Genomic DNA, 26,205 nt, shown 5'->3' with positions numbered 1-26,205 from the left:
CTGTAAACCTGCTAATCATGGATGGTAGGTTAGCGTATAATATGATTTAGAAAATTGTAACCTTTCTTCCCAAAGAAGGCACCTAGAGTTAAGAACATGTGAAAAGAGGATCGAAAGTGATGCGGCAATGGGTTGAAGAGGCAAAACAAGAGAATTCGGAGGCGTTCGCGCAGTTAATGCGGCATTTTCGCGGTATGGCTTATGCTGTAGCTTACGACATGCTGAAAGATGTACATCTTGCTGAAGATGTTGTGCAGGAAGCGTATATTGAAGCTTATTTGAATCTAGGAAAGCTGCAGGAGCCGGCTGCGTTTCCGGGATGGTTCAAGACGATTGTCGTAAGGCAGTGCCAGCGGAGTCTGAGAGGTAAACGACATCTATTGCTGCCTCTTGATGACGCCCTGCACATCTCGGAAAAGTCACCGGGCGTTGCGGAAATTGCCGAGCGCAGAGAAGGGGAGCAGCTGCTGCAGAAAACGGTTGCGGCGTTGTCTGCGAAGCTGCGGGTGCCCATGCAGCTGTTTTATTATTATGGTTATTCCCTTCAGGAGATCTCTGATTATCTGGGGATTCCGGTTTCGGCGCTGAAGAAGCGGCTGTATGATGGGCGGCGTAAGCTGAAGGGAGCTCTTCCCGTTGCCGATCTCGCCTCCATGTTCAACTATCTGTATGAAGGAGGCAGAAATATGCTGCATATTGTGAACGGAGACAGTGTGGGTGAAATGCTGAAGCAGGGAATTGTCCAGGGCGAGGTGCTGGTCTGGCGGGAAATCTATTCCGCGGGTCCGATATTCGTCAATCCGGCAGCCACCGATGAACGGATACAGCGGGCCGGGGTTCTGGAGAAGACATTAGGCATTCCTTCTACAGAGTATATAGCAGGGTGTGAGGCACAAGAGGCGAAGCTTGGCGAATTCAAACGTTATGATGAAGTAGTACTGTGGTTTGAGCATGATCTGTTCGATCAGAGCATGCTTGCTTATCTGCTGCACTGGTTCAAGGGACAGAAGCTCGGCAGTACGAAGCTGAGCCTGCTCTGCATTGGTGAATTTCCGGGGATTGAGCTGTTTCACGGTCTTGGCCAGCTGACTCCGGCGCAGCTTGGCACATTGTCTGGAACCTGGCAGGGCATTGGACGCAAAGAATTGGAACTGGGCAGCGACCTTTGGCAAGCCTATGCGTCTCCCGATCCTGGAACGATGGCTGATCTGCTGGAGGAGAGAAGGGGGGAACTTTCGGCATCTGCGCTGCCTTTTGCCTATGAAGCTTTCAAAGCCCATCTCTCAAGGCTTCCTTCGGTTCATAACGGCCTGGGCATCGTAGAAGAGACTACGCTTCAGGCTGTCCGCCATGGCGCGCTTACACCGATGGAACTGTTCCCTCTGGTTTCCGACAAGCTGCACCGGCTCGGCATGGGTGATCTTGATTTTGGCCGTTATCTGCACACTCTGGCGTATAACAGGCAGCCTCTGCTGACTATAGAGGGAGCAGAGGCAAATACGGATTTCCGGCAGATTCCGGAATTTTGGAGCCGCCGGGTCGCCATCACTGAGCTTGGTGAGCAGATCCTTGACGGGTTAGCAGACAGGGTAGAGGTTCAAGGCCTAGACGAATGGTACGGCGGGCTGCATCTGGAGGGTCACGCCGTTCCATGGCGCTGGGACAGCTCATCCGGCGGTTTGGTCCGGTCTGAATTGTAAGCTCCTTAGTGCAGCGGACACCGATATTCGCTGAGGCATGCAAAGAGTCTATGAATCATAGGATTGTATAAGAGCTGTGTCCATTCAACTGCAGCAGGAGGGATTGGTGTATGGACGGGAAGATGAGTGCAATCATTATGCAGTTAGACGCCCTTGCAACCGAAATCATTGTACCTTTGCGCAGAAAAATCATTAATGAGGCCGGATTTATGCGGCTGTATGCCGTTCTGGAAGAGGTTTATGTGTTGATTGAGCACGAAAGGCAGATCGACAGGGAGCTGGCGGCCATTGTATTCCTGATCTATTCACAGCTTGTGACCCAGGCTAATTATGTGTATGACAAAAGCACTTTTGTGCCTCATATCGGCAAAATGCAGGGATACATCCGCAAAATATTTGGCGGCACGCTGCAAAATGACTAGTCCCAAGGTACAGGAAATCTCCGTTATCCGTCCTATGATCAGGAGAGATAACGGGGGTTTTGTATTATTTAGGGTGAAAATTTGTCATTTTAACGGAAATTAGAGGTTTTTGGGCGCTGTGCTTTCATTTGTCCATTGCCAAACAACGCCATTTTCATTTACAATATTACAATGATAATGAGAATCAATTTCATAGAAAACGGGTGACTTTAATGAATCAACAGGCAACGGCCAGCAAAGGGCTAATCCAGGGGAGAGATCCGGTGAAGTTCCGTTCACGCCCATGGGCAGCAACGCTGATATTGGTCGGCGGTCTGATTGCATTAGCACTAGGCATTGCGCTTTCGGTCTCGTTCGGAGCCAAAGACATTAACTTTTCTGTAGTGTGGACCGCTGTGTTTCACTTCAATCCGGATATTACGGATCATCAAATTATCCGCGAGCTGCGGCTGCCGCGCGTGCTCGGCGCGGCCATGGTAGGTGCCAGCTTTGCGGTGGCAGGAGCGATTATGCAGGGGATGACCCGCAACCCGCTCGCGGATTCCGGGCTGATGGGCATAAACTCTGGAGCGGGGTTTGCGCTTGCACTCTGCTTTGCATTCTTTCCGAATTTACCGTTCATGTATCTGATTTTATATGCATTTGTGGGAGCCGGAGCCGGGGCGGCAATTGTGTATGGTATCGGGTCCATGGCTAAGGGCGGCCTTACTCCTGCCCGCCTGGTACTTGCCGGAGCGGCCTTCAGTGCGCTGCTCTCTGCGCTCAGCGAAGGCGTAGCTTTATATTTTCAGATTGGACAAGATCTGGCTTTCTGGTATGCAGGAGGCGTAGCCGGTACGAAGTGGATTCAGCTCAAGATCATGTTTCCCTGGATCGGCGGGGCGATTATTGGAGCCCTCATCTTATCCCGCTCCATCTCTATGCTCAGCCTGGGTGAGGATATCGCCAGAGGCCTCGGCCAACGGACGGGTCTGGTCAAATTGGCTGGTGCATTAATCGTGCTGATTCTTGCCGGTTCCTCGGTAGCAGTAGTTGGAGCAGTGGGCTTTATTGGACTGATCATTCCCCATCTGACGCGTTATCTTGTAGGGGTGGATTATAGGTGGATTATCCCTTGTTCCGCCATTCTGGGCAGTCTGCTGGCTGTATTTGCCGATCTGACCGCCAGAATGATCAATCCGCCGCAAGAAGTGCCCCTGGGTGCTATCATTTCGCTAATCGGTGTGCCTTTCTTTCTGTATTTGGCCCGTAAAGAAAGAAGGGAGCTGTAGTTATGCAGAGAACAACAGCTTTATCCTATGAATCTGCCAGACGCAGACGCGGATTGACCATTCTGGCTGTGATATCCGCATTAATCGTACTCGTGTTTATTATCAGCGTGAATACAGGATACATACGACTTACTCCTATGGAACTGCTGAACACTTTGCTCGGCAAAGGTACGGACAAGCAGGAGCTGATCCTGTTCGATTTCCGTCTGCCGCGCATCGTTATCTCCGTTCTGATCGGAGCGGGACTTGCCGTTTCCGGAGCGGTCATGCAAGGCGTCTTCCGCAATGACCTGGCTGATCCCGGCATTCTCGGCATCAACGCCGGAGCCGGTCTGATGGTTATGCTGATGGTTTCTTTTTATCCGTCCACGGCTGCTGCACCGGTATACCTGCTGCCGCTCGTTGCTTTTGTCGGAGCGGGACTGACTGCGGTTTTGATTTATGTACTTGCTTATAAGCGGTATCAGGGGATATCTCCGATCCGCCTGCTTCTGACCGGCGTAGCAGTTGCAGCCGGAATCAGCGCAGCAATGATTGTGCTGACGCTGCGGCTTGATCCTGATAAGTATCAATTTGTCGCTACCTGGCTGGCTGGCAGCATCTGGGGCACCAGCTGGAAATTTGTGCTTTCCTTGCTCCCCTGGATTGTGATTCTGCTGCCCTATGTGATCTACAAAGCCCGGGTAATGAATGTGCTTAATCTGGGTGAGCAGACAGCCACCGGCCTTGGAGCCGCTGTTACCAGAGAGCAGTTCAAGCTGCTCGCAGCCGCAGTCGGACTTGCAGCTTCTAGTGTCGCTGTCAGCGGCGGGATCGGTTTTGTCGGCCTGGTCGGCCCGCATTTAGCCAGACGTCTGGTGGGTCCGAAGCATCAGCTGATGCTTCCGGCTTCCGCGCTGCTTGGTTCCCTGCTGGTTATCACTGCCGATACGATCGGCCGCTGGATATTGCAGCCCTCGGAGATCCCAACAGGTATCGTGGTTGCTGTAATAGGCGCACCTTATTTTCTCTATTTGCTGACCCGGACGAAGTCTTGATAGAGACCAAAAATACTCAAGCCAAAAACACTTACGGAGGGAAATAAATGAGTAATCAACTGGAATTATACGATGTAACGATCATTGGCGGGGGACCCGCAGGTATGTATACAGCATTTTATAGCGGCATGAGAGATTTGAAGACAAAGCTGATTGAAGCCAAGGAAGAGCTTGGCGGGAGAATGCTCATCTATCCCGAGAAAATGATCTGGGATGTGGGTGGAGTCACCCCAATTCTCTGCGGCCAATTGATTAAACAGCTGGAAGAGCAGGCCCGGACCTTCGATCCGACGATTATTCTGGGGCAGCAGATTATTGCTCAGGAGCGGCAGGAGGACGGAACCTATATTCTAACTTCAGATACAGGCGAACAGCACTGGACGCGTACGATCATTCTGGCGATCGGCTATGGTATTCTGCAGATGGCGAAGCTGGAAATTGAAGGCGCGGACCGCTACGAGGTTACGAATCTGCATTATACGGTGCAAGAGCTGGAGCCATTCCGCGGCAAAGCGGTGCTGATCTCCGGCGGTGGCGACTCCGCAGTAGACTGGGCCAATGAACTTGAAGGTATCGCAGCCAGCGTAACCATTGTGCACCGCAGAGAGCAGTTCGGCGGACATGAGAAGAACATCGCACGGATGAAGGCTTCCTCCGTAGAAGTACGAGTGCCTTTTGCGGTAAGCCAGCTGCACAGCAGAAATGGAGAGACGATCGATCAGGTGACGATCAGCCATATTGAATCCGGGGAAACAGAGCAGTTTGCGGTGGACGCGGTAATTGTGAACCATGGTTTAAAAAGCGATTTTGGGCCACTCAAGGAATGGGGCCTCGATATGGGAGACTGGTGCGCCAATGTCAGCGGACGGCTGGAGACGAATCTGCCAGGAATCTTCGCCGCAGGCGATTTTGTGGATTACAGCAGCAAGGTCCGCCTGATTGCCGGCACCTTTACCGATGCCGTTCTGGCCTTGAACAGTGCCAAGCTGTATATGGATCCCGATGCACCCAAAGCAGCCTATGTCTCCTCGCATAATGACCGTTTCAAAGAAAAGAACAAGGCGCTTGGCGTAAGCGATGAACACTAGCATACAGCATAATGATTGATAAATATGGCTGTCCCAAAGTAGAAGAATCTACGGCGGGGCAGCCTTTTCAGTTTCCGCATGGATAAATTCAGAAATGAAGGACATCGGCTGGAAAGCCTCATGCCATCTCACACATTCCATAACCTGCATAAAAGGAGAGTGACAGGCGAATAGTAAAAGGCAGGAGGTGCCGAAGATGGCTAAACGTAACACAGGACCCAAGCCCGCCGGGGCGCATGAAGGCAGCACTTCAAGCCCCCCGCTCTCCTTAAGCCTAGACGATAACGTTAAAGTGATTAGATCCAGACTTGGAAACAGCCCGGATCTCATTATACGCGAGTACAAAACAATAGATAATGCCAACCAGATGTCTGCAGTATATATCAACGGCATCATCGACAAGGAACGGGTAGAAGAGTTCATTACCCATGCCTTTTCGTTTGGAATTCAAAGCGAAGAGAAGTCTGCTGAGCTGACAATCTTAGACTTATTCGTCTATGTGCAAGAAAAGGCGCTCACTATCGGTAAAGAAAAACTCATTCAGGATCTCAATAGTCTTCTAGAAGCCCTCATGTCGGGAGACACGGTATTGCTGTTCCATGGTCTGAAGGATGCCATCAGCCTAAGTACAAGCGGCGGTGAAAGCAGAGCTGTCACGGAAGCCGCAACCCAGGTAGCCATTCGCGGCTCCAAGGAGAGCTTTACGGAATCGCTTGGCACGAATATCGCCCTTGTGCGCAGGAGAATCAAAAGCCCTGATCTATGGATCGAGACAATGACCCTTGGGGCTGTAACCAAAACTGATGTCACCATGATGTATATTCACGGACTTGCCCCGGAAGAGACACTGCAGGAGTTCAGGAAGAAGCTCCAGGAAATCCATGTGGATTCTATTCTGGAATCGGGATACATTGAGCAGATGATTGAAGAGAACAGGTTCTCTCCTTTTCCGACGTTATACAATACGGAACGGCCGGACAGTGTGGCCGGAAATCTGCTGGAAGGCAGAATAGCTTTGTTTGTGGACGGGACCCCTTTTGTGCTGATCGCACCTACAACCTTCCTTATGTTTTTTCATACAGTTGAGGATTACTATCAGCGGTATGATATATCGACATTAATCCGTTTACTAAGATTACTCTGCCTGGTGATTTCCTTATTTGGTCCAGCCGTTTTTGTTGCAGCACTAAATTTCCATCAGGAGATGATCCCTACACCCTTGTTGATTAATCTGGCCTCACAGCGGGAAGGTGTACCTTTTCCTACATTCGTTGAGGCGCTGATGATGGAGATTACCTTTGAGATCATCCGTGAAGCCGGGATTCGGATGCCTTCTCCCATTGGTCAAACCGTCTCGATTATTGGGGGGCTGGTTCTGGGACAGGCGGCTGTTCAGGCCGGGATTGTGTCTCCCGCCATGGTTATTGTGGTTTCATTAACGGGGATCTCGAGCTTCGCCACGCCTTCCTTTAATATGGCGTTGTCCATACGCGTACTCCGTTTTGTTATCATGTTTATTGCTGCTTTTATAGGTCTTTACGGCATAGCTATTGTCAGCCTGATACTGGTTGCCCATATGTGCTCCTTGCGTTCCCTTGGTGTTCCTTATCTCTCCCCAATCGCTCCGTTTGCACCGGGTGATCAGAAGGACGTCATATTACGGACACCTTTGCATTTCATGAAGACCCGCAAACGTTTGATCAACCGTAGTAGTACTGAAGCCGGCCAGAGCGGTCAGAACCGGCAGGGAAATAACAATGAGAACTAAAATGCCGGTTCTGCTGTCGGTTTGGCTGATCCTATCTCTGATCCTCACAGGATGCTGGAACAGCAGAGAACTAAATGACCTTGCCATTGTGAGCGGTATCGGAATTGATCTAACGGCAAACAATGGGGAGTTCCGGGTTACCTTTCAGGTGGTTAATCCGTCGGCTTCATCTACAAGTATGGGGTCCGGGAACGGAATGCCTGCGGTTACTGTGATTTCTGCAAGCGACCGAACGGTATTCGGGGCATTGCGTAAAGCCTCCAAGCGGGCGACGCGTCAGCTGTTTTTTGCCCATTCTCAGCTCGTTGTTGTGGGTGAATCGCTGGCCAGAAGCGGAATTGAAGGCTTGTTCGATATTTTTGAACGATCACATGAACTTCGCCTGAACTCGCCTGTGCTGATTTCCAGAAATTCAGATGCCGCATCTGTGCTCAAGATTTTGACGACGCTGGAGAGTCTGCCCTCCATGGGGGTGGTCAAAAAGATGCAAAATACCTCCAGAGTATACGGAGAGAACCGGAATATGAATGTTTTTGAGATCATTAACGGGATCACGGGAGAAGGGGATTTGACGATTAACGGCCTGCGCCTTATCGGGGATCCAGCCGATGGAATGAAGAAATCCAGCCTCGAACAATCAGAAACGAAGGCAGGAACAATAATGAGCGGACTGGGTGTCTTTAAGGACGATAAGCTGATTTATTGGATGGACGGGCCTGCGGCGAGAGGCACTCAATGGGTGCTTAATAAAGTCAGAGAAACTAATATTGACGTTGCCTCTGGGGATAAAGATGAGGATATTGCCGTCAATGTGTTCTACTCGAAGACCACTGTCAGGATTGAAGTCAGGAACGGTGTACCGGTCTTTCATCTGCGTATTCGTGAGGAAGGTATTATAAATGAAACGGGAAGCTATGTGGATTTGGGCCTCAAGGAAGAAATTGTGAAGCTGGAAGCCGAACTGGAGGAGAAAACCAAGGAGGAAGTTGAGCTGGCTATACGAACCGCGCAAGCGTCACAAACCGATATCTTTGGTTTTGGCAATGAACTGAAGCGTACTAATCCGGCAATCTGGGACAAGGTAGGGAAGGAATGGAGCACCGCCTTTGCGCAAGGAGAATTGGATATTCAGGTTGAAGCATATATCCGCAGCACCGGGATGAGGTTGAAGCCTTACATGGCTCCAGAAAAAGAATGAATGGGTGAGCAGATTCATGAGAAAAGAAGTTATCGGGCCGATTCAATTATTTTCCATGATAGTACTGTTTGAACTGGGGACGGCGATTGTGGTACCCATTGGGCTGGAAAGCGGACATGCCGTCTGGCTGTCGATCCTGATAGCTCTGCCCGGGGGGATTCTCCTATATTGGATTTACGTCGATTTGTATCTTCAATTTCCCAATATGATTATCAGCGGTTATACACAACAAATTCTCGGCAAATGGATCGGCTGGCCGTTGAGTCTGCTGTTTCTTCCCATTTTGCTCTATAACGGCTCCCGGAATTTGCGGGAAGCAGGAGACCTCCTCATCTCGGCTTCATACGACAGGACGCCTGTGTTTATCATTAATGCGATTATGGTAATCGCCGTGATGTATATCCTGTACAAGGGGATCGAGGTGTTCGCAAGAACGTCAGAGATCTACTTTTTTATCACCATCCTTATGGGTTTGCTCTGCAACTTTGTAGTTATTGCGGCGGGGCTGACTAAGTTCAAGAATCTGTTTCCAATTCATGCCGGGGAATGGATGGAAGCATTGCGCTCCGCTTACCCGAGCATATGGATTTTCCCTTTTGGCGAACTTGTCTGCTTCACGACGATACTTCCCCATTTGAACAAAACGCGGAAGGTCAGGAAGACTGGAATCGCCGCTATTCTTTTAAGCGGATTTCTGCTCAGCTTCACGCATGCTGTTGAGATGTCGGTGCTTGGAACAGACATTTACAGCCGCACAACCTTTCCGATGTTTACGACCATTACGCTTGTCAATGTGGCCAATTTTATTCAGCGCTTGGATGCGTTTGTCATCCTGACCCTGATTATTGGGGTGTTTTTCAAAATGTCGATTTATTGCTATGCAGCTGTCATGATTGCGGCTGATTTATTCAAGGTTAAGGATACGCGCAGGCTGGTCATCCCGGTAGGGGTTGTGGTATTGTTCACTTCGTTTGTCAGTGCGGAGAATTACCCTGTTCATATGAAAGAAGGCAGTGTTTTTCTAAAGAATATCCTGCCTCTTCTGTGTGCTGTCATCCCGATTCTGCTGTTTCTTGTACACAGGCTGCGGCGCAGATTCGGACTGTACCGGTAAATTATTATTTCTGTGGAGCTCTGTTCCGTTTGATAAAGCGGGAAATTGCGGCAACAATAGGCAGAGCAGCAAATACAACCATGATGAACGCTTCCTGCAGGGGAGTGGTTATAAATACGGTATAGAAGGAATGCACCGACATCGCGAGGCTGGTGCCTGACAGCAGATCGACAACTACCAACAGTGAAAATGTTAAAAAAGCGAGCAGAAAATAGATACACAGAACCTTCATCCGGTTGTCCTCCTTGGCGGCAAGTGTTTGAAAAGTAATCCTCTTTCGGGAACTGTAGACTAGAGGTATTATCTCCATTTCTGGATGGGTTAATCAGAGTGCCTCTTGTATACTCCGCGCTGCAGAAGATGACCATAAAAAAACCGGCAGACCAGCCAATCAAGGCTAATCTCCGGCTTGTGCTTATTGTCCTTTCGTCAGCCATTCCGCCAATTCCTCAGTCTGGGACAATACGGCAATGGGGTCATAATACCACGAACGTTCCTCTTTCCATACATAGAGATGATCGTTTTTGACTGCAGGGAGGCTGCCCCAAACAGGATCATCTTTAAAGTCCTGGACGGTGTAGCTGTTATCGGTCACGATGAGATAATCCCCTGCATACTTGTTTAGCACCTCAGCTGATAATTCCGCCCACTGCTTCTCCATGATCTCGGCGGCGACCTCGGTAGGAGGCTTACGGCCCAACGCCTGGTAGACCGGCTGTCCGCCCCGTCCAAAATTGTCCCCGTAGACCCAGGTGCTTTTATCCGAATGCTCCAGGATACTGAAGGTTGCATCTGCAGGAATGGCTGCATCTACCTTAGCTTTAGCAGCGGCGATCCGTTTGTCGTATTCGGCCAGCCAATCCTTTGCTTCCTGTTCCTTGCCCAGCAGCTCACCGAAATAGGTCAGTTCCTGATGAGCATCCTTTAGATCCCCGTAAGGAACAATGACCGTTGGCGCGATTTGGCTTAAAGCTTCATAGCTGTCGGCATTGCCGGAGATAATCAGGTCCGGATCCAGCGCGATGATTTTCTCGGGCGACATCTTTCCGTAGGTTCCGGTATCCGCTACACCTGTAAGGGATTCCTTGAAATACATATTTTGCAGCGTCAGGCCAGGAGCGCCGACGGGAATGGTGTCCAGTGCTATCAGGCTGCCCAGATATTCCTCGGCAACGATCCGCTTCGGCTGAACGGGGATTTCAATATCACCGTTTCCAGTTGTCACTGTTTTGAACGATGCCGGTGCGGTTGTTTCTGCAGGCTGCTGTGAAGGTGCCAAAGCTTTGGCAGCACTTCCTGAATTAGTTGCAGAGCCAGTGCTCTGGTTGCTGCCACAGGCTGTGACCAGAAGAGTCAGGGTCAAGAGCAGCGGGTAGACGAGCCAGCGCTTCCGGGTGTTGCTGTTATGTTGCCGGTTAATCAACTTATATGCCTCCTTATGTAGAACGATTATCATTCTCAATTACACTTTACAGATTTCAGCGGGTGAACACTATGGCTTAATGTGATCTTGTCCTATGGAAATTTGTGATCTTATTGTTCTCATGAGCGTCTTTAGCTGAGCCAATGAAGAGAGGGGGTCAAACCCATAGAACATGTCCGGCTGATCGAGTAGATAGACATGCCCGCTGCGGGCTGCGTCAAGCTCCTGCCAGCGGGCGGAGCGCAGCAGGGTCTCGAAGCGCCGCTGACCCTCAGCGGTTGAAGCGCTGCTGGTGAAAAAGATATGATCTGCCGGATAATCGGCTATATGCTCAGCCGGTATTTCCAGATAGCCACGGTTCATCAGCCCGTGCTCCATCAAGACGCCGGGCGGCTGAAAGCCGAGATCGCCATATAAAATCTGGCAGCCATGGCCATAGCTGCTGCTGAAGCAGTATGCGCTGCTCGTGCCGAACTCCCAAATGACGGCTGTGCCCCGTGTGCCAAGCAGCCGGTCCAATTGCAGGTTAGCTTCGTAACACAGCTGATCATAACGTCTCAACCAGGCTTCGGCCTGAGGCTGCCGGTCTGCAATCCCGGCGATCATCCGAAACTGCTCGCGCCAGTCCATTTGCATGTAAGGCAGCTCTATCACTGGAGCTACCGGCAGCAGCTGCTTACTCTCTCCGGGAAGGTCATAGCTGATGATGACATCCGGGCGCACAGCGGCAACCCTGTTATAGAGCATGGCCGCGCTGCTGCCTTCGAGCTGAAGCTTAAGCGCAGAAGGAACCGCCTCATGACGTTCCATCCACCCGGAATACACTCCAAGCTGTGGCATAATCTCCAGAGCCCGCAGGCTTGCGGTATGGTTGAAATTGAGGGCCACAATTCTTTTATTCTTACGGTGGTAGGCTGCAGGAGAAATGCCAACGACCTGCTTGAATTTCCGGCTTAAGTAGGTCCCTTCAACATAGCCGACCTCCAGCGCGAGCTGAGACAAATTCGGAGCACCGGTCAGCATACGCTTCTGGGCTCTGCGGATGCGCTGCAGGGTTACATATTCATTGAAGGTTTGTCCGGTAGCTTTGCGGAAGACCCGCGAGAAGTGTTCCGGGCTAACCCCTGCCTGTTCGGCCATCTGACTTCTTGTGATATCCTCGGAATAATGTGCTTCTATATATTCCAGCACGCGGTCAAGCCAATGCGCCGGGGATTGGCTATTCTCTCTGATTTCGCCATAAAGCTCGGTCAGCAATTCGGTGAATACCTGCTGTACGGTGAAAGGGGACTGAATTTCGCTCCCCTCCCAGACTCTCAGCAGGCGGGCTGCGATTGTGCAAATCTTGGTCGAGCAATTTCCCAACGGGTGCCTGTCGTTTAGGGGATTTGTATCATTGCTCTGCAGCGGAAATGTAGAGTATTCAATCCATACGCCCTGCAACTGATGCTGCGGGCTTAGAGAAACACCGGATTGTGTACTGCAGCACAGCATACTGCCGCCGGATAGGCTAAGGCGTTCGTCTTGAATATCGATAGTTCCGCTGCCTCCGGTTACAATAACAGACAAGTGTCCGGAGGATCCGGGAGCAATGCTTGCGGCTAATCCGGCTAGATTTTCAACGCGTACCGGGTAGTAGAAAGGATGGGGATGAGGGCGGGATTCGCCAGGTTGCCGGAGAGGCATGGATAGAATCACTCCTTTGATGTTTGATAATCATTCTCATTTGTATTATAGCAGTCTTTCACCCTATTGACGATTGTCCGGGCAATCGGTAGAGTTTAGAAGAATTCATGTAAAGGTATTATTGTTCAGAAAGAGGTGGGACATTCCATGACGACCTGGAATTTGCAAGGAACAGTAAGCCATCTGCTGATCTGCAATGGGAGCAGCTGCAGAAAGCATAAGGGTGAAGAGGTGGCTGATGCAATTGAGGATGAGATCGAGAAGCAGGGCGCGGAACGGCTGATTCATACGACGGTTACCCGCTGCAACGGAAGATGCTCGGATGCCTGCGTAGTGATTTCCTATCCGAAAGGAGTGTGGTATAAGGAGATTACCCCCAAATCGGCCAAAGCGCTGGTGCGCAAAGTTCTGGAAGGCGAACGTCTGGAAGACAACGTGCTTTATACTTACGATGGAGAGCTCATTGCAGCAACCGAGAAAGATGCGAAGGGCAAAAAGAAGAAGTAAAAATTACATCCAATATGATCAAAATACCGTCAAAGCGCTGGCGGTATTTTTTTTATACTAAATTTATAAATAGCGCACAACCAATAACGAAACTATTGAGGTGTTAGACATGGGACAAAACCTGGAAACTTTACCGCAACAACCGCCTGTGCGCAGCCGTAGAGCCTGGTCGCTGCAAAAGGGTGAGACGCTTTCCGGACTGCTGTTCGTAAGCCCGATGCTGGTCGGGGTGACGATACTGGTGCTGATTCCGATCATCGCCACGTTATTCCTCGGATTTGCCGATTGGAACTTTGTTCAGGGCTTTGACGGCATCCGATGGGTAGGCCTGCAGAATTTCACCAATCTGCTGCAGGACGAGATGTTCATCCGTTCGGTGCGCAACAATTTTCTGTTTCTGCTGACGGTGCCGGTGTATTTGCTGGTGTCGATGGTGCTGGCGATTCTGATTGACCGTTATGTGTATATGAAGGGATATTTCAAAATCGCCTATTTCGTTCCTTATGTGTCCATGACCGTAGCGGTAGCCATCGTATGGCAGGTGCTGTTCCAGCCCTCCTATGGACCTATTAATGAAATGCTCAAGGCTATCGGAATTGCCGACCCGCCGAAATGGATTGCCGACCCGCATTTCGCGTTGATCTCGATCATGATGATCTCTGTCTGGATCTCCATCGGCTTCAATATGATTATTTACATCGCCGGACTGCAGTCCATTCCGAAGGATCTGTATGAGGCGGCTGACATTGATGGAGCAGGCGCCTGGACAAAATTCAGACGGATCACCTTCCCGCTGCTGTCACCAACGACCTTTTTTCTTCTTGTAACCGGTATTATTGCCACTTTTAAAGTGTTTGATATTATCGCTGTCCTGACGCAGGGCGGCCCTATCGGCTCAACGACAATGATGGTCTGGTACTTATACGATACAGCTTTTGTAAATCTGAAGGTTGGTTATGCGTCGGCCATCGCTGTGGTCTTGTTCATCTTCGTGATGCTGATTACTTTCGGCCAGTGGCTGGCAGAGAAAAAATGGGTTAATTACTAGGGCGGCATGGGAGGGAAGAGAAACTATGGAAATACGCACAGGCTTGGACTGGCGCAAAGTAATTATTACGGTTGTAATGTTTGCGGGAAGTGTTTTGTTCCTGCTGCCTTTTATATGGATGCTGGTAACGTCGTTCAAAGTAGAGTCGGAAGTGTTTGCTTACCCGATCCAGTGGCTCCCCAAGAAGTGGAATGCCATTGAGAATTACAAGGAAGTCTGGTTCGGGGATTACCCGTTCACTCTATATTACTGGAACTCGATTAAAGTAGCGCTGATCACGACGGCGTTGTCCTGTCTGGTCTCGGCAATGGCCGCCTACGGCTTTTCGAAGATCAAATTCCGCTCCAGTAATTTCCTGTTTATGATCGTACTCGTGACGTATATGATTCCAGGACAGGCGATCCTGATTCCGCAGTTTATCCTGTACCGTAATATCGGGCTGTTTGACAGCCATTTTGGACTGATTCTGCTCGGCAGTTTCAGTGTGCTTGGCACCTTTATGCTGCGGCAGTTCTTTATGGGACTGCACCAGGAGTTCATTGAATCAGCTAAAATAGACGGTGCGGGCCACCCCAGAATCTTCTGGTCGATTGCACTTCCGCTGGTGAAGCCTGCTGTGGCCACTTATGCTATACTCCGGTTCATCTGGACCTGGAATGATTATCAGAATCCGCTGATCTTTATCCGAAGCGACAAGCTGCTGACCCTTCCGATAGCTATTCAAAAATTCACTTCCATGAGCGGAGAGTTCTATTCCCTGATCATGGCGGCCGCAGTGTCGGCAATTCTTCCGCTCATTATTATCTTTATCCTTGGCCAAAAAAGTGTTATCGAAGGAATTGCTCTTGGCGGTGTTAAAGGGTAAGCTGCAAGCGGGAACTCTCCTATATTTAATAGAAGTAAAAATAATTCAATAAAAGTAAATATTGTTTCATGTGTCAAATGAAAGCGTATTCTATAATTCAGTTGTCAGTTTCAAGTAAGTGAAAGCTGAAGAAAACTTTGAGGAGGGTTATAGAAATGAGAACAAAAGTATGGGCAGGAGCAATTACGGGGGTTCTGATGTTAGGCCTGCTGTCGGGCTGCGGCGGTAATAACAATAACAATGCTGCGGACGGTGGAGCGACTGCAGGCACAAACGGCGGGGCCTCCGGCAGTACCGAGACCACTAATCTGCGGCTCTACACCTACGGTACTGAAGAAGCCTATAATTGGAAGCATACGCTGGAGGCTTATGAAGCGGCAACTCCGGGCGTGAAGATTGAGCTGGTACAGCTCAGCGAGAAGGGAGATACACAGGAGGCCTTCAAAAAGCTGGATCTGGAGGCAGCGTCCTCAGCCCAGATGGATATTCTGATGTTCAGCGATGCGGCGGGTTATGCGCAGCGTGTCGCGCTTGGCATGGCGGAACCGCTGGATGAGTACATTGCCAAGGATAACTATAAGGTGGAAGAGGATTACAAGGTGGATACCCATCTGGACGGCAAGGTCTTCGCGCTTCCGGGTAAATTCAATCCATGGTATGTGCTGCTGAACAAGGACCAATTGGACGAAGCGGGTCTTGCGGTGCCGGCCGAATGGACCTGGGATGATTTTGCTGACTACGCCAAGAAGCTGACTAAAGGTGAAGGTGCGGAGAAACGCTACGGAACCTACTTCCATGGCCCTCAAGCCGGCGGCTGGATGGAATTCCTGAAGCTGAAGCTGGAGAATCAAGCGCAGAACTCCGAGTTTCTCAAAGCCGATGGCACGTCCAATCTGGACGATCCAAACTTCAAGGCGACGCTTGAGCTGAGACTGCGGATGGAGAAAGAGGATAAATCCTCGGTGCCCTATTCCGATATGATCTCCCAGAAGCTGGCCTACCGGACACAATTCTTCAACCAATCCGCCAGCATGATTCTGATCGGCAGCTGGATGAACACGGAAATTGGCGGTACGGAAAAGGTGCCTTTGAACTTTAATGTGGCGGTTGCCCCGTTCCCTAAGAACACTGCAGGCGATGAAAACGGTCTGACTCCGGTTACTACAGACTATGTGGCTGTGGCAGCCAAATCTAAGAATAAAGAAGCGGCTTACAAATTTGTACGCTGGTACACAACGGAAGGACAGCTTGTCCAAGGTAAAAACATCCCGGCCTGGAGCAAGGTGACCAGCGATCAGGTGGAAGGCATCATTGATACGATTCTCACCGGCACCAAAAATCCGGAGAATGTGGACAAAAAGTCACTGGTAGATACTCTCGTAGCTTCTAAAGCTTCGGCGATTATTCCACCCGCCACCTACCAGGCTGAGGTCTACAAGGCGATCAATGAGGAATACGAGAAAATGATCCTCGGCGATCAGGATGTGGATACAACGGTGAAAAACGCCAAGGAGCGGGTCGACAAAATTATTGCTGCCAACAAAAAATAATTGATATAATGTTTTAACCTTATACTTCTTGCAGAAACGGATGCCTTCCTTCAAGGGGAGGCGCACCGTTTCTACTTGTTTCAGGGGGACATCCGATATGATTAGCAGACTGAGGGAACTTGCCCCTAAATCCATCCGCCATAAGCTGATCCTGGCAGCTGTGGCTTGTATTCTCGTTCCAGCCGCTCTGACACTAATCATTTATAATTCCTTGACCCAAGAGGCCGTAAAACGGCAAGCGGTTTCAAATGCGGAGGATTCTCTGCAGCTGGTGAGCGGTTCAGTAATGAACAGCTTGAAGGGAATGGTGACCATTGCCAATTACGTGCAGACCAATCCCGGGCTGAGAGCCTATTTCAAGCTGGTGGCCTCGGGCAATGCCAGCGGCAATGAGTATGAACGCTTTATGGACAGTAACCGGGTGCTGGAGCAGCTTGATACCCTTACGGTTGTAGGCCAGAACTGCTATGTTACGATTCTGCTGACCAACAATGCTTACTATATGAACTATTCTGTTAGCGATTACAATCCGCTGGATCTTAAGAAAAAGCCCTGGTTCCAGAAGCTAATGGAACTGAAAGGGCTGGAATCCTATTGGATAGGTGTCGAGTCTACCGACTTCTCCTATGACAAATTTGATCATCCGTATCAGTTGACCGTTGCCCGTACGCTGCGGCTGGACAGCACAGAGATTTACGGCTATGCCATTGTCACGATTATGGAGGATCAGCTCCATTCGATTTTTGGCAATCTTTCCGCCGGCCAGAAGGTGACGCTGCTGGACAGTGCCGGCATGATCGTCTCCGGTGGCGATCCCGAAAGTATCGGCAAGCCGTTTCCATATACCGCTGCTGTGGATCATCTCAAGGATTCCACTGTGGTATCCATAGCAGGAGAGCGGTATCTGGTCGCCCAGCAGCAGATTCCATTCAACGGCTGGAGGCTTGTGCTGATGCAGCCATATTCACAGAGCATCGTCGATATCAGCTCCATATTCAACCGGGTATTTACCATACAGCTCATTTCCTTTTTTGTGTTTCTGCTGCTGCTGATTACGCTGGTCCGTGCCTTTACGAAGCCGCTGGTGCGACTCGGCAAAGTGACAACGGCAGTGCAGCGGGGCAATCTGCTGGTGCGTTCGGGGGTCCGGGGCAATGACGAGATCGGGCGTTTGGGCCTGCTGTTCGATCAGATGCTGGACCGGGTCAAGGAAATGATAGCCGAAGTGTCCGATACCCAGGCGCGCAAAAGAAAAGCGGAGCTTAAAATGCTCCAGGCCCAGATCAACCCGCATTTTCTCTTTAATGTGCTCAACTCGATCCGGATGAAGGTCATGAAGCGGGGAGACCCGGACAGCGCCAAAATGATCGGTTCGCTGTCCATGCTGCTGCGGATGACGATCAGCCGTGAGGAGGATGAGATTTTCCTGCATGAGGAGATCGATCTGGTCTCCCATTATGTCAGTTTGATGAATCTGCGCCAGAAGGAAGAGGCCGCACTTCAGCTGGATATTGATCCGGAAGCTTTTCTCCTTAAAGTGCCACGTTTCTTTCTTCAGCCGCTTGTCGAGAACGCGCTCATTCACGGTCTCAGCCAAAAGCCGGGAACGATCAGCATCCGGGCAGTCGTGGAAGAGAAGGTCATCGTGCTTACGATTGAGGACAACGGGCGGGGGATGGACAGCAGCGAATTATCCAGCCTTACCCGCAAGATAAGCTTGGAAGCGGAGAGCCTTCCCGGGAAGGCAGAGCTTAAGGACTCTTTTTCCGGCATGGGACTGCATAATGTGGTCGAGCGGATGAGAATTCTTTTTGGCGGAGAATTTGCTATTGAAGTCAGCAGCATAGCAGGGGAAGGTACAGCAATCAGGATGTTTATTCCGCACAGGGAGGTGATCCGGGATGTATAAAGTCATGCTGGTGGATGATGATTATCCTGTAATTGAGCTTTTATCCGAAAGTATCCGCTGGGAGGAGCTTGGCCTGTGTCTGATGGGGACGCATGAGAATGGCTGGAACGCCTGGGAGCATGCCCGGCTGGAGATGCCGGATATTCTGATTACGGATATCGGGATGCCGCGGATGAACGGATTGGAGCTGTCTTCACTCGTGAAGGAGCTGAAGCCGGAGGTGCGGATTGCCATTCTTTCCTGCCATAACGAATTTCAGTACGCACAGCAGGCGATGAGGCTGAATGTGCAGGATTATTTGCTGAAGGATGCGCTGGACCCGGAGGATCTGGTGCAGCTCCTGCGCAGATTCAAGGAATCGCTGGATGAGGAAACCAAGACAGGCTGGGAGAATTCCCGGATCAAGCATTTGTTCGGGGAGACCCGGGAGCTGCGCAAGGAGCGGAGCATCAAGAATTTTATCCACCAGCCGCTGCTTTCACCGGAGAAATGGATGGATGAAGCTGCCGAATATGGATTGTTCCAGAATGGAGAATGCTGCCTGCCGGTGATCGCCTATCTTGAGGACTACCGGCATGTGAAATACCGCTTCTCCTCGGATCAGACCCTGCATTTTGCTGTATGCAATGTGATGAATGAGGTGCTGGACGGAATGAAGCCGAGCGGGCTGTATGTCGGTTACAATGTGAAGTCTTCATTCTTGTTATTCTCCTATAAGCCCGGTCTTCAGGGCAATATTTATGCCGAAGCCGCCGCCGGGCTGAAGATGATCCAGTCTACCTTGTTCAGGGTGCTGAAGATTCAAATGTCCTTCATTACAGGAGAAGGGACCGGTTCGCCGGAGGGGCTGAAGCAACAGCTTGGCCAACTGCTGGCGGGGGAAGAACAACGTTTCTATCTGGAGCAGGGGGAGATTGCGAAGCGGAAGTCCCCGCAGTCTCCGGTCAGCAGCCACACCAACAATCTGTTCGCTCATTATGACCAGGCCAGTATGGAGCTGAGAGAGGTGCTGCTGGGCAGGTCCGTTGATTTGTCGTGCACGATAACGGATAAATGGATAGCGCAGATCCGGCAGGAGAAGTATGCACCGGAAGTGGTTAAGGATTGGACGCTGAAGCTGCTGCTCGATCTGAAGCTGAAGCTGTATTCCCTGCAGTCGGTCCGGCCTGCTTATTCGGCGGATACGCTGCATAAGGAGATTGTGGATATTGATTCACTGCCTGCCCTGCGGGAATGGCTCGATAATCACCTGAAATCCATCGCCCGCGCCAAAGGTGCGGGCGCCGGGGCAAGCAAACGGGCTGAGGTGATGGAAGCCTGCCAGTATGTCTCTCTGCGTCTGGGCTCCAGAATCAGCCTGGATGAGGTGGCGGATCACTTGCACCTGAATTCCAGCTATTTCAGCAGGCTGTTTAAGAAGGAAACCGGCACTACTTTTATCGAATATGTAACCAAGCTGAAGATGGAACGGGCCAAGGAACTGCTGGACGGAACGAACTCTACGGTCGGTGAGATCTGTGAGCAGCTTGGGTATGACAACCAGAGCTATTTTATTAAGACATTCAAGTCGCATGCCGGAGTTACACCCGTGGAATACCGGGGCTGATATTCAGGTGTGCCAGGAAAGGCGGCGTAATATGCAAAGGATTGAACTGCATCCCATTATTGCAGCGATGGAACCGTCGGATGTCCGGTTGTATTATCCTGAAGGTGATCAGAAGACATTCTGGAGTTATGTGCTGGAATCACTGCTATACTGTGATGAGCTTGCGGAGATCCGCCGGGAAGGCGAACGGCTGAATGATGTTCCTATTCCTGAGCTTACGTATGAGCTGTTCTCCAGCTTTGCCCGCACGGGTTCAAGGCTGGAATATGAGCGGGTCTATTTCGAGCGCAGGCGAATACTGAATACGGCTGTTCTGCTGGCGCTGCTGGAACCCGGGCGGGAGAAGCATTTAACGGCGGTGTGTGAGATTGTGTGGAGCATCTGCAACGAATATACCTGGTGTCTCCCCGCTCATCTGGGAGATACCGGCATCACAGAGACGATTGATTTGTTCTCGGCAGAGACAGGCTTTGCACTCAGCGAAATCAATTGTCTTCTTGGCGAACGGCTGCCTGCCCTGCTGCGGGCCCGGATCAAGGCAGAGATAGATAAGCGGCTGTTCGTACCGTACTTAACCTGCGGACCCTATCATTGGGAGACTTCCACCCATAATTGGTCGGCGGTTTGTTCCGGCTCTATAGGCTCGGCGGCACTTTTGCTGATGGAAGATAAGGAAACGCTTACCGAGATCCTGTACAAAGTGCAGGGCAGCATGGAATATTACTTGCAGGGCTTTGGTGAAGACGGCGCTTGTCTTGAAGGGTTGGGGTACTGGAATTACGGATTTGGCTATTTCGTCTACTATGCTGATCTGCTTCGCCAAAAAAGCCGGGGGCAGCTGGATTGGTTCCGGCGTGAGAAGGTAGGCAGCATCGCGGCCTTCCAGCAGAAATGTTTTCTCGGCGGGCAGCTTGTGGCGAACTTCTCCGATTCACTGGAGTTAGGCCATGTATTTCTAGGACTCAGCCATTATCTGGCTTCCGCGTATCCTGAAGTGGAGGTACCTCCGCTGTCGCTTAGAGCCGCTTACACTGAGGATCACTGCAGCCGGTGGGCTCCTGCGCTGCGTAATCTGATCTGGCGTAAGCCGGAGGAAGGACAAAGAGATTGGGGCAGCGCCAGCTATTATCTTCCGGATGCGCAGTGGCTGTTGTCCCGTCATTCGGGTACGGATGGCGGTTTCGGGTTTGCTGCCAAGGGCGGCAACAATGACGAACCTCATAACCACAATGACCTCGGGGGATTTATCCTGCAGGGAGAAGGAACGGTATATATTTCCGAGCTGGGCAGCGGGGAATACACTTCAGGTTACTTCGGAACAGAGCGGTACTCCTATGATTGCAACGGTTCTCAAGGCCATAGCGTGCCAATTATAGACGGGCAGTACCAGGTTGCGGGAGCGGAGGCTTATGCTGAAGTTCAGGAAGCGAAGGCCGGGGACGGCAGTGATGTGCTGGAGCTTGATTTGACCCGTGCATACCGTGTTGGCAGCTTGGAGGGCTTAACACGCCGCTTCAAATGGGAGACAGGCGTTAATCCTCCTGTACTTGCGATGACTGATGAATTCCGGTTTGCGGAAGCTCCAGCGGCGCTGGTTGAACGGTTTATTACCTTTATTCCGCCTGTTCTGGAGGAAGATACGGTGCTGCTTGAGAGGCAGGGAGATGGAGATGGGTATGAACAGGGACAGGGACAGGCAGATGATGGACAAGCTCATGGAAAGGCAAATAGAGGAGCAGATGGACAGGAACATGGTCAGGCGAATGGACGAGCAGCTGGGCAGGGGCAGCGTGGGTTGCGTATCAGCTATGACATTGCGAAGCTGAAGCCCGAAATTTCCGTGCATAGCTATAACGACCATTTCGGTAAGGTGAAGACTTGGTATGGTCTGGATTTTTATGCCGGGAAGCCGGGTAAGCATGAAAGATATCATTTTGAATTCAGATTCCTGGACTAAATATGACTTTCAACCGTGATGAGCGGTTCAATAGAAGAAATCTGGGGACAACAGCGGCCGGAAGTTCAAACATCCCCCGCAGTTACAACCCGATCTAATATGGAAATCTAGAGTTCAACATGTATCATCCAAAACAATGAATGGCGGTGGCTAGAGATGACAGCGGAAACAAAGCTGGGCTGGGTAGAGGAAGCGTGGAGCAAGGCACTGGAGAAGACACGGAAGAACAGCCGGAGAATCGGCGTGGGCTTTCCCCATGCCAGTCAAGGCGGCCAATATGAACTGGCCCAGCCGTACTGGTGGACAGCCGGCTTCTGGCCGGGACAGCTGTGGCTTCTGTATAACGACAGCAAGGACGAGTCTTTGCGCGCGCTGGCAGAGGACTGTGAGGAACAGCTGGACCAGGTTCTGAATGATTATGTCCGACTTGACCATGATCTGGGCTTTATGTGGACTTTGACCAGCGTGGCTTCCTACAAGCTGCTAGCCAGCGAGGATTCCAAGGTTAGAGCGTTGAAGGCAGCGAATTTCCTCGCGGCCCGTTTTAATCTGAAAGGCAGCTACATCCGGGCCTGGAATCCCTGGTATGAAGGCGAAGATAACCGCGGATACGCGATCATAGACTGTGCGATGAACATGCCGCTGCTTTTCTGGGCAGCGGAGACCAGCGGAGATCCGCGTTACCGCCATATTGCCGAAGCACATATGGACACGGTCGTGAAGCACTTCATCCGCCCGGACGGCTCCGTGTATCATATTGTCCGTTTCGATCCCGTAACCGGCGAATTCCTCGAAGGCATCGGCGGCCAGGGTTATGCCGCCGGGTCGGCCTGGTCCCGCGGCACAGCCTGGGCGATCTATGGACTGACGCTGGCCTACCATCATACCGGCAAGGCTGAATATCTCCATACCGCCCAGAAGGTGGCCCATTTCTTCCTGGCCCGTTTGCCGGAGGACCACGTCCCGCACTGGGATTTCCGCGCACCCGGAGAAGCGCGCGGCTTCCGCGATTCGTCAGCCGGCGCTTGTGCGGCAAGCGGTTTGCTGCTGCTTGCCGACAAAGTCGGAGAGACCGAGGCACCGGTCTACCGGGAGCCTGCGATCCGGATGCTGGAATCGCTCTACCGCAATTACGGCACCTGGGACAACGACGCCGAGGAGGGATTGATCCTCCATGGTACGAGCAATTATCCGGCCGGAACAAACATTGATGTTCCCCTTATTTACGGAGACTTCTTCTATGTCGAAGGACTGGCACGGCTGAAGGGGAATGGCCCGTTCTATTGGGAGTAAGCGCCCACCGTCATGCTGTGGGAATAGGGGGGGAATTCGTGGGCAACACGTTTTTTGGGAGCAGGCAGTGGATACGCAGAGAAGCTGCGGACTCCAGAGTTCTTATTTTCCGGATTTCGCTTGCTTGGCCTGCTTGCCGGACTCCAGCGCACTTATTTGCTCGTAGATCAACTAAATCATCGACTTTTACTAGGGATAGCGTCATCTGTCCTGTCGTTCGTGCGAAGAGGCCATTATTGCAAAATAACGTCACTGGAGTCCGCAGAGCAGCAGACGCTGGTGGAAGGAGCAGCTTTCCAAGAAGATGCGTTGGTGAGAGTGCTGACGAGATTGTTGGAAGATGCACTGGTGAGTGCCGATGACGATGCCAGAAGATATGCTGGTGAGTAAGGGGGATATTGCTGGGATGTAGGTTACTGGTGGTGAGTGTGGTTAGGGAGTGGAAATAGGTTGCTTAGGTACATTAGCGAGCGTGGCGGGTTTGCTGGAAGTAGCACCAGCGAGCGCGGATGGAGTGCTAGTAGAAACATTGGTCAGACCCGATGAGGTTGCTAGAAATTGCACTAGTGTTTGCGGATGGTTTGCTGAAGTTAAAGCAGCGAGCATGAGCACGGATGAGGTTGCTATATATTGCATTGGCGGTGCGATGGGACCGCAGAAGATGATCGGAAAACACCAACAGCACAGCAAAAGTTGCATCAGTGAGCGCATCGATTCTGAACGTGTATAGTTGGAGCCTGACTCTATAAAAATTCGAGAAGCAATTAGGAGTGATGTCGATGAGTAGCCAATGGGGACCAATTGGGGCTAATCCGCTGGTCACAAAAGAAGATATGCAAAATGCTTTCCGTCAGCTGGCCTATCCGCTTAAGCCTTACTATAGTGAGGGACGTGCCCGTCTGAAGCTGGGGGTAACCGGAGTTCATTACGGGCCCGATATTGCCGAAATGGAGGGCTTCTCCCGGGTATTATGGGGATTTGTGCCGTTTCTGGCCGGTGGCGGCGAAGATGACATGTGGGAGATGCTGCTGGACGGCATCCGCAACGGGACCGACCCGGAGCATAAGGAATACTGGGGTGAGGTCGGTGATTATGACCAGCGCCTTGTGGAGATGGCAGCATTTGGCTACGGGTTGGCGCTGATCCCGGACCGGATCTGGGGGCCGCTGAGCGAACGGGAGCAGAGGAATTTGTTCAATTGGCTGAACCAGATGAACTCACATCCTTGTTATGACTGCAATTGGCTCTTCTTTAATGTGCTGGTTAATCTAGGCTTCCGCAAGGCTGGCCTACCGTATGATGCCGATCAACTGGAGCAGAATCTGCGGCGCATGGATGATTTCTACTTGACCGATGGCTGGTACAGCGACGGGATCGGCGGTCATAGTGATTATTATGTTCCGTTCGCCATCCATTTCTACGGGCTGCTCTATGCCGAACTGATGGGTGAGGAAGATCCTGAGCGGGCAAGCGTGTTCAGGGAACGGGCCGGAAAGTTCGCTGCTGAATTCATCTATTGGTTTGCTGCGGACGGCTCCGCGCTTCCGTATGGCCGCAGCTTGACCTACCGGTTCGCCCAATCGGCCTTCTGGGGGGCCCTTGCTTATGCAGGAGTTGAAGCTGTGCCTTATGGTGTTGTCAAAGGGATCGTTCTGCGCAACTTACGCTGGTGGTTCCAGCAGGATATTCTGAACGCGGACGGCGTATTGAACATCGGTTATACCTATCCCAACCTGGTGATGGCCGAGAACTATAACTCGCCGGGGTCGCCGTATTGGTCCTTGAAATTCTTCCTGCCGCTGGCCCTGCCGGATTACCATCCCTTCTGGCAGGCGGAGGAGCTGCCGCTTCCGGAGCTTGAAGCACTAGCCGTGCAGCAGCCTGCTCATCTTGTTATTTGCCGCCGGGCAGAAAGCGATCATGTCGTCGCCTTCAACAGCGGGCATAAAGGCACCAATGAGCATACCCATACTTCGGCCAAATATGAGAAGTTCGCTTATTCCACTGCTTTTGGGTTCAGCGTTCCCCGTTCGGAATGGGGAATCTCCCAGGGCGCATTTGATTCCATGCTGGCGCTCAGCGAGGCGGGCGATAATCTGTACCGGGTGAGAAGACAAAATGAAGAGACGCGGATTGAAGACAATCTGCTCTTCTCCAGATGGAAGCCGTGGTCCAATGTGGAGGTGCAGACCTGGGTTGTGGCTGGTCTTCCCTGGCATATCCGGATTCACCGGGTAGAAACAGAAAGAACACTGGATGCCGCAGAAGGCGGTTTTGCCTTGGCGCTGGAGCCTGGACTGCATGAGATACTTCCTGCTGAAGGAGCAGGTATGACAGCGATCAGCAGCCATGGCACCAGCGGCATTCTCGGCTTGGCCGGCTACAGCGAAGCAGTGCTGATCCGTCCTCATACCAATACCAATGTGCTGCGGCCGCGGACAGTCATACCGACGCTGCAGGCTAAGCTTGCTCCCGGGACCCACTGGCTGATTTCGGCCGTGTATGGCGAGCCGGGAGACAGCGGTGAAGGAGACGAGGCTATGGCTGCCGAACCAGCAGGTGACCCGTTGCAGCTTCTCGGTGTGGAGCTGACAGGGCATGAAATCCGGGTTGCTACTCATACCGGCCAGAGCATCACCATACCGCTGGATAAGTAGAATCTCCCGTCGGTACAACATTCAGGCTGGCTGGCGGAGAGGGCACCCAGAGGGTGAGGGTTGGCCAGCAGGTACCACAGTAACGGGAATAGTTACCGCTGTATTA

The 26,205-nt window shown here is 51.5% G+C and carries 21 protein-coding genes; 18 read left to right on the top strand and 3 right to left on the bottom strand.

The genetic code is table 11. From position 1 onward, the window contains the following. Positions 1–119: 119 nt before the first annotated feature. The 8 genes from AC3WT9_RS11635 (at position 120) to AC3WT9_RS11600 (ending at position 9,598) form a co-directional block, all read left to right on the top strand. Positions 120–1,700, top strand: a complete 1,581-nt coding sequence (locus tag AC3WT9_RS11635; protein ID WP_492407701.1) for a sigma-70 family RNA polymerase sigma factor — start codon at positions 120–122, stop codon at positions 1,698–1,700. Between the two features lie 110 nt (positions 1,701–1,810). Further along, positions 1,811–2,122, top strand: coding sequence for a hypothetical protein (locus AC3WT9_RS11630; protein WP_341094660.1), 312 nt, complete (start codon positions 1,811–1,813; stop codon positions 2,120–2,122). A gap of 212 nt (positions 2,123–2,334) precedes the next feature. Continuing rightward, entirely contained in the window at positions 2,335–3,393 is a 1,059-nt protein-coding gene (locus tag AC3WT9_RS11625) for a FecCD family ABC transporter permease (RefSeq protein ID WP_341094659.1), read from the top strand. Positions 3,394–3,395: 2 nt separating this feature from the next. After that, entirely contained in the window at positions 3,396–4,430 is a 1,035-nt protein-coding gene (locus tag AC3WT9_RS11620) for a FecCD family ABC transporter permease (RefSeq protein ID WP_341094657.1), read from the top strand. Between the two features lie 47 nt (positions 4,431–4,477). Continuing rightward, the gene (locus AC3WT9_RS11615; RefSeq protein WP_341094656.1) at positions 4,478–5,518 is read left to right on the top strand and encodes an NAD(P)/FAD-dependent oxidoreductase; all 1,041 of its coding nucleotides are present in this window, start codon (positions 4,478–4,480) and stop codon (positions 5,516–5,518) included. A gap of 196 nt (positions 5,519–5,714) precedes the next feature. Continuing rightward, the gene (locus AC3WT9_RS11610) at positions 5,715–7,286 is read left to right on the top strand and encodes a spore germination protein (protein ID WP_341094654.1); all 1,572 of its coding nucleotides are present in this window, start codon (positions 5,715–5,717) and stop codon (positions 7,284–7,286) included. Further along, complete coding sequence (locus tag AC3WT9_RS11605) at positions 7,276–8,484, top strand: Ger(x)C family spore germination protein (RefSeq protein WP_341094652.1); 1,209 nt, start codon at positions 7,276–7,278, stop codon at positions 8,482–8,484. The genes AC3WT9_RS11610 and AC3WT9_RS11605 overlap by 11 nt, the downstream gene beginning before the upstream one ends. Before the next feature lie 16 nt (positions 8,485–8,500). Further along, entirely contained in the window at positions 8,501–9,598 is a 1,098-nt protein-coding gene (locus AC3WT9_RS11600; RefSeq protein ID WP_341094650.1) for a GerAB/ArcD/ProY family transporter, read from the top strand. A 4-nt stretch (positions 9,599–9,602) separates the two neighbouring features. On the opposite strand, the gene AC3WT9_RS11595 is transcribed toward AC3WT9_RS11600, so the two are convergent. The 3 genes from AC3WT9_RS11595 to AC3WT9_RS11585 all read right to left on the bottom strand — a co-directional run bounded on the left by AC3WT9_RS11595 (position 9,603) and on the right by AC3WT9_RS11585 (position 12,707). After that, complete coding sequence (locus AC3WT9_RS11595) at positions 9,603–9,830, bottom strand: YczF family membrane protein (protein WP_341094648.1); 228 nt, start codon at positions 9,828–9,830, stop codon at positions 9,603–9,605. A gap of 183 nt (positions 9,831–10,013) precedes the next feature. Then, positions 10,014–11,021, bottom strand: coding sequence for an ABC transporter substrate-binding protein (locus tag AC3WT9_RS11590; RefSeq protein WP_341094647.1), 1,008 nt, complete (start codon positions 11,019–11,021; stop codon positions 10,014–10,016). A gap of 69 nt (positions 11,022–11,090) precedes the next feature. Further along, positions 11,091–12,707: an ABC transporter substrate-binding protein gene (locus AC3WT9_RS11585; RefSeq protein ID WP_341379175.1), complete on the bottom strand. Its 1,617-nt coding sequence runs from the start codon at positions 12,705–12,707 to the stop codon at positions 11,091–11,093. A 147-nt stretch (positions 12,708–12,854) separates the two neighbouring features. Here AC3WT9_RS11585 and AC3WT9_RS11580 point away from each other — a divergent pair, with 147 nt between their 5' ends. The 10 genes from AC3WT9_RS11580 to AC3WT9_RS11535 all read left to right on the top strand — a co-directional run bounded on the left by AC3WT9_RS11580 (position 12,855) and on the right by AC3WT9_RS11535 (position 26,099). Then, on the top strand, positions 12,855–13,214 hold the full coding sequence (locus AC3WT9_RS11580; RefSeq protein WP_341094643.1) for a (2Fe-2S) ferredoxin domain-containing protein: 360 nt from the start codon (positions 12,855–12,857) through the stop codon (positions 13,212–13,214). 109 nt (positions 13,215–13,323) lie between these two features. Beyond that, the gene (locus AC3WT9_RS11575; RefSeq protein ID WP_341094640.1) at positions 13,324–14,262 is read left to right on the top strand and encodes a carbohydrate ABC transporter permease; all 939 of its coding nucleotides are present in this window, start codon (positions 13,324–13,326) and stop codon (positions 14,260–14,262) included. Positions 14,263–14,287: 25 nt separating this feature from the next. Continuing rightward, positions 14,288–15,127: a carbohydrate ABC transporter permease gene (locus AC3WT9_RS11570; protein ID WP_038594650.1), complete on the top strand. Its 840-nt coding sequence runs from the start codon at positions 14,288–14,290 to the stop codon at positions 15,125–15,127. A 155-nt stretch (positions 15,128–15,282) separates the two neighbouring features. Continuing rightward, positions 15,283–16,677, top strand: a complete 1,395-nt coding sequence (locus AC3WT9_RS11565; protein ID WP_341094638.1) for an extracellular solute-binding protein — start codon at positions 15,283–15,285, stop codon at positions 16,675–16,677. A 97-nt stretch (positions 16,678–16,774) separates the two neighbouring features. Continuing rightward, on the top strand, positions 16,775–18,586 hold the full coding sequence (locus tag AC3WT9_RS11560) for a sensor histidine kinase (protein WP_341094637.1): 1,812 nt from the start codon (positions 16,775–16,777) through the stop codon (positions 18,584–18,586). Then, positions 18,579–20,192, top strand: a complete 1,614-nt coding sequence (locus tag AC3WT9_RS11555; protein WP_341379174.1) for a response regulator transcription factor — start codon at positions 18,579–18,581, stop codon at positions 20,190–20,192. Before AC3WT9_RS11560 ends, AC3WT9_RS11555 begins: the two co-directional genes overlap by 8 nt. A gap of 31 nt (positions 20,193–20,223) precedes the next feature. Continuing rightward, positions 20,224–22,149: a hypothetical protein gene (locus AC3WT9_RS11550; RefSeq protein WP_341379173.1), complete on the top strand. Its 1,926-nt coding sequence runs from the start codon at positions 20,224–20,226 to the stop codon at positions 22,147–22,149. 156 nt (positions 22,150–22,305) lie between these two features. After that, on the top strand, positions 22,306–23,442 hold the full coding sequence (locus tag AC3WT9_RS11545) for a glycoside hydrolase family 88 protein (RefSeq protein ID WP_341379171.1): 1,137 nt from the start codon (positions 22,306–22,308) through the stop codon (positions 23,440–23,442). Between the two features lie 54 nt (positions 23,443–23,496). Beyond that, positions 23,497–23,832, top strand: coding sequence for a hypothetical protein (locus AC3WT9_RS11540; protein ID WP_341379170.1), 336 nt, complete (start codon positions 23,497–23,499; stop codon positions 23,830–23,832). 389 nt (positions 23,833–24,221) lie between these two features. After that, positions 24,222–26,099, top strand: coding sequence for a DUF2264 domain-containing protein (locus tag AC3WT9_RS11535; protein ID WP_341094630.1), 1,878 nt, complete (start codon positions 24,222–24,224; stop codon positions 26,097–26,099). The last annotated feature ends 106 nt before the right edge of the window (positions 26,100–26,205 follow it).

It is taken from the genome of Paenibacillus sp. EB106-06-01-XG199, assembly GCF_058791575.1.
Note: the sequence above shows the minus strand (reverse complement) of the source record. Positions and strands in the feature narration are given on the sequence as shown.

Coding starts and splice junctions, on each gene's coding strand:
- AC3WT9_RS11635 (WP_492407701.1), top strand. CDS start 120: ATGCGGCAATGGGTTGAAGAGGCAAAACAAGAGAATTCGGAGGCGTTC.
- AC3WT9_RS11630 (WP_341094660.1), top strand. CDS start 1,811: ATGGACGGGAAGATGAGTGCAATCATTATGCAGTTAGACGCCCTTGCA.
- AC3WT9_RS11625 (WP_341094659.1), top strand. CDS start 2,335: ATGAATCAACAGGCAACGGCCAGCAAAGGGCTAATCCAGGGGAGAGAT.
- AC3WT9_RS11620 (WP_341094657.1), top strand. CDS start 3,396: ATGCAGAGAACAACAGCTTTATCCTATGAATCTGCCAGACGCAGACGC.
- AC3WT9_RS11615 (WP_341094656.1), top strand. CDS start 4,478: ATGAGTAATCAACTGGAATTATACGATGTAACGATCATTGGCGGGGGA.
- AC3WT9_RS11610 (WP_341094654.1), top strand. CDS start 5,715: ATGGCTAAACGTAACACAGGACCCAAGCCCGCCGGGGCGCATGAAGGC.
- AC3WT9_RS11605 (WP_341094652.1), top strand. CDS start 7,276: ATGAGAACTAAAATGCCGGTTCTGCTGTCGGTTTGGCTGATCCTATCT.
- AC3WT9_RS11600 (WP_341094650.1), top strand. CDS start 8,501: ATGAGAAAAGAAGTTATCGGGCCGATTCAATTATTTTCCATGATAGTA.
- AC3WT9_RS11595 (WP_341094648.1), bottom strand. CDS start 9,830: ATGAAGGTTCTGTGTATCTATTTTCTGCTCGCTTTTTTAACATTTTCA.
- AC3WT9_RS11585 (WP_341379175.1), bottom strand. CDS start 12,707: ATGCCTCTCCGGCAACCTGGCGAATCCCGCCCTCATCCCCATCCTTTC.
- AC3WT9_RS11580 (WP_341094643.1), top strand. CDS start 12,855: ATGACGACCTGGAATTTGCAAGGAACAGTAAGCCATCTGCTGATCTGC.
- AC3WT9_RS11575 (WP_341094640.1), top strand. CDS start 13,324: ATGGGACAAAACCTGGAAACTTTACCGCAACAACCGCCTGTGCGCAGC.
- AC3WT9_RS11570 (WP_038594650.1), top strand. CDS start 14,288: ATGGAAATACGCACAGGCTTGGACTGGCGCAAAGTAATTATTACGGTT.
- AC3WT9_RS11565 (WP_341094638.1), top strand. CDS start 15,283: ATGAGAACAAAAGTATGGGCAGGAGCAATTACGGGGGTTCTGATGTTA.
- AC3WT9_RS11560 (WP_341094637.1), top strand. CDS start 16,775: ATGATTAGCAGACTGAGGGAACTTGCCCCTAAATCCATCCGCCATAAG.
- AC3WT9_RS11555 (WP_341379174.1), top strand. CDS start 18,579: ATGTATAAAGTCATGCTGGTGGATGATGATTATCCTGTAATTGAGCTT.
- AC3WT9_RS11550 (WP_341379173.1), top strand. CDS start 20,224: ATGCAAAGGATTGAACTGCATCCCATTATTGCAGCGATGGAACCGTCG.
- AC3WT9_RS11545 (WP_341379171.1), top strand. CDS start 22,306: ATGACAGCGGAAACAAAGCTGGGCTGGGTAGAGGAAGCGTGGAGCAAG.
- AC3WT9_RS11535 (WP_341094630.1), top strand. CDS start 24,222: ATGAGTAGCCAATGGGGACCAATTGGGGCTAATCCGCTGGTCACAAAA.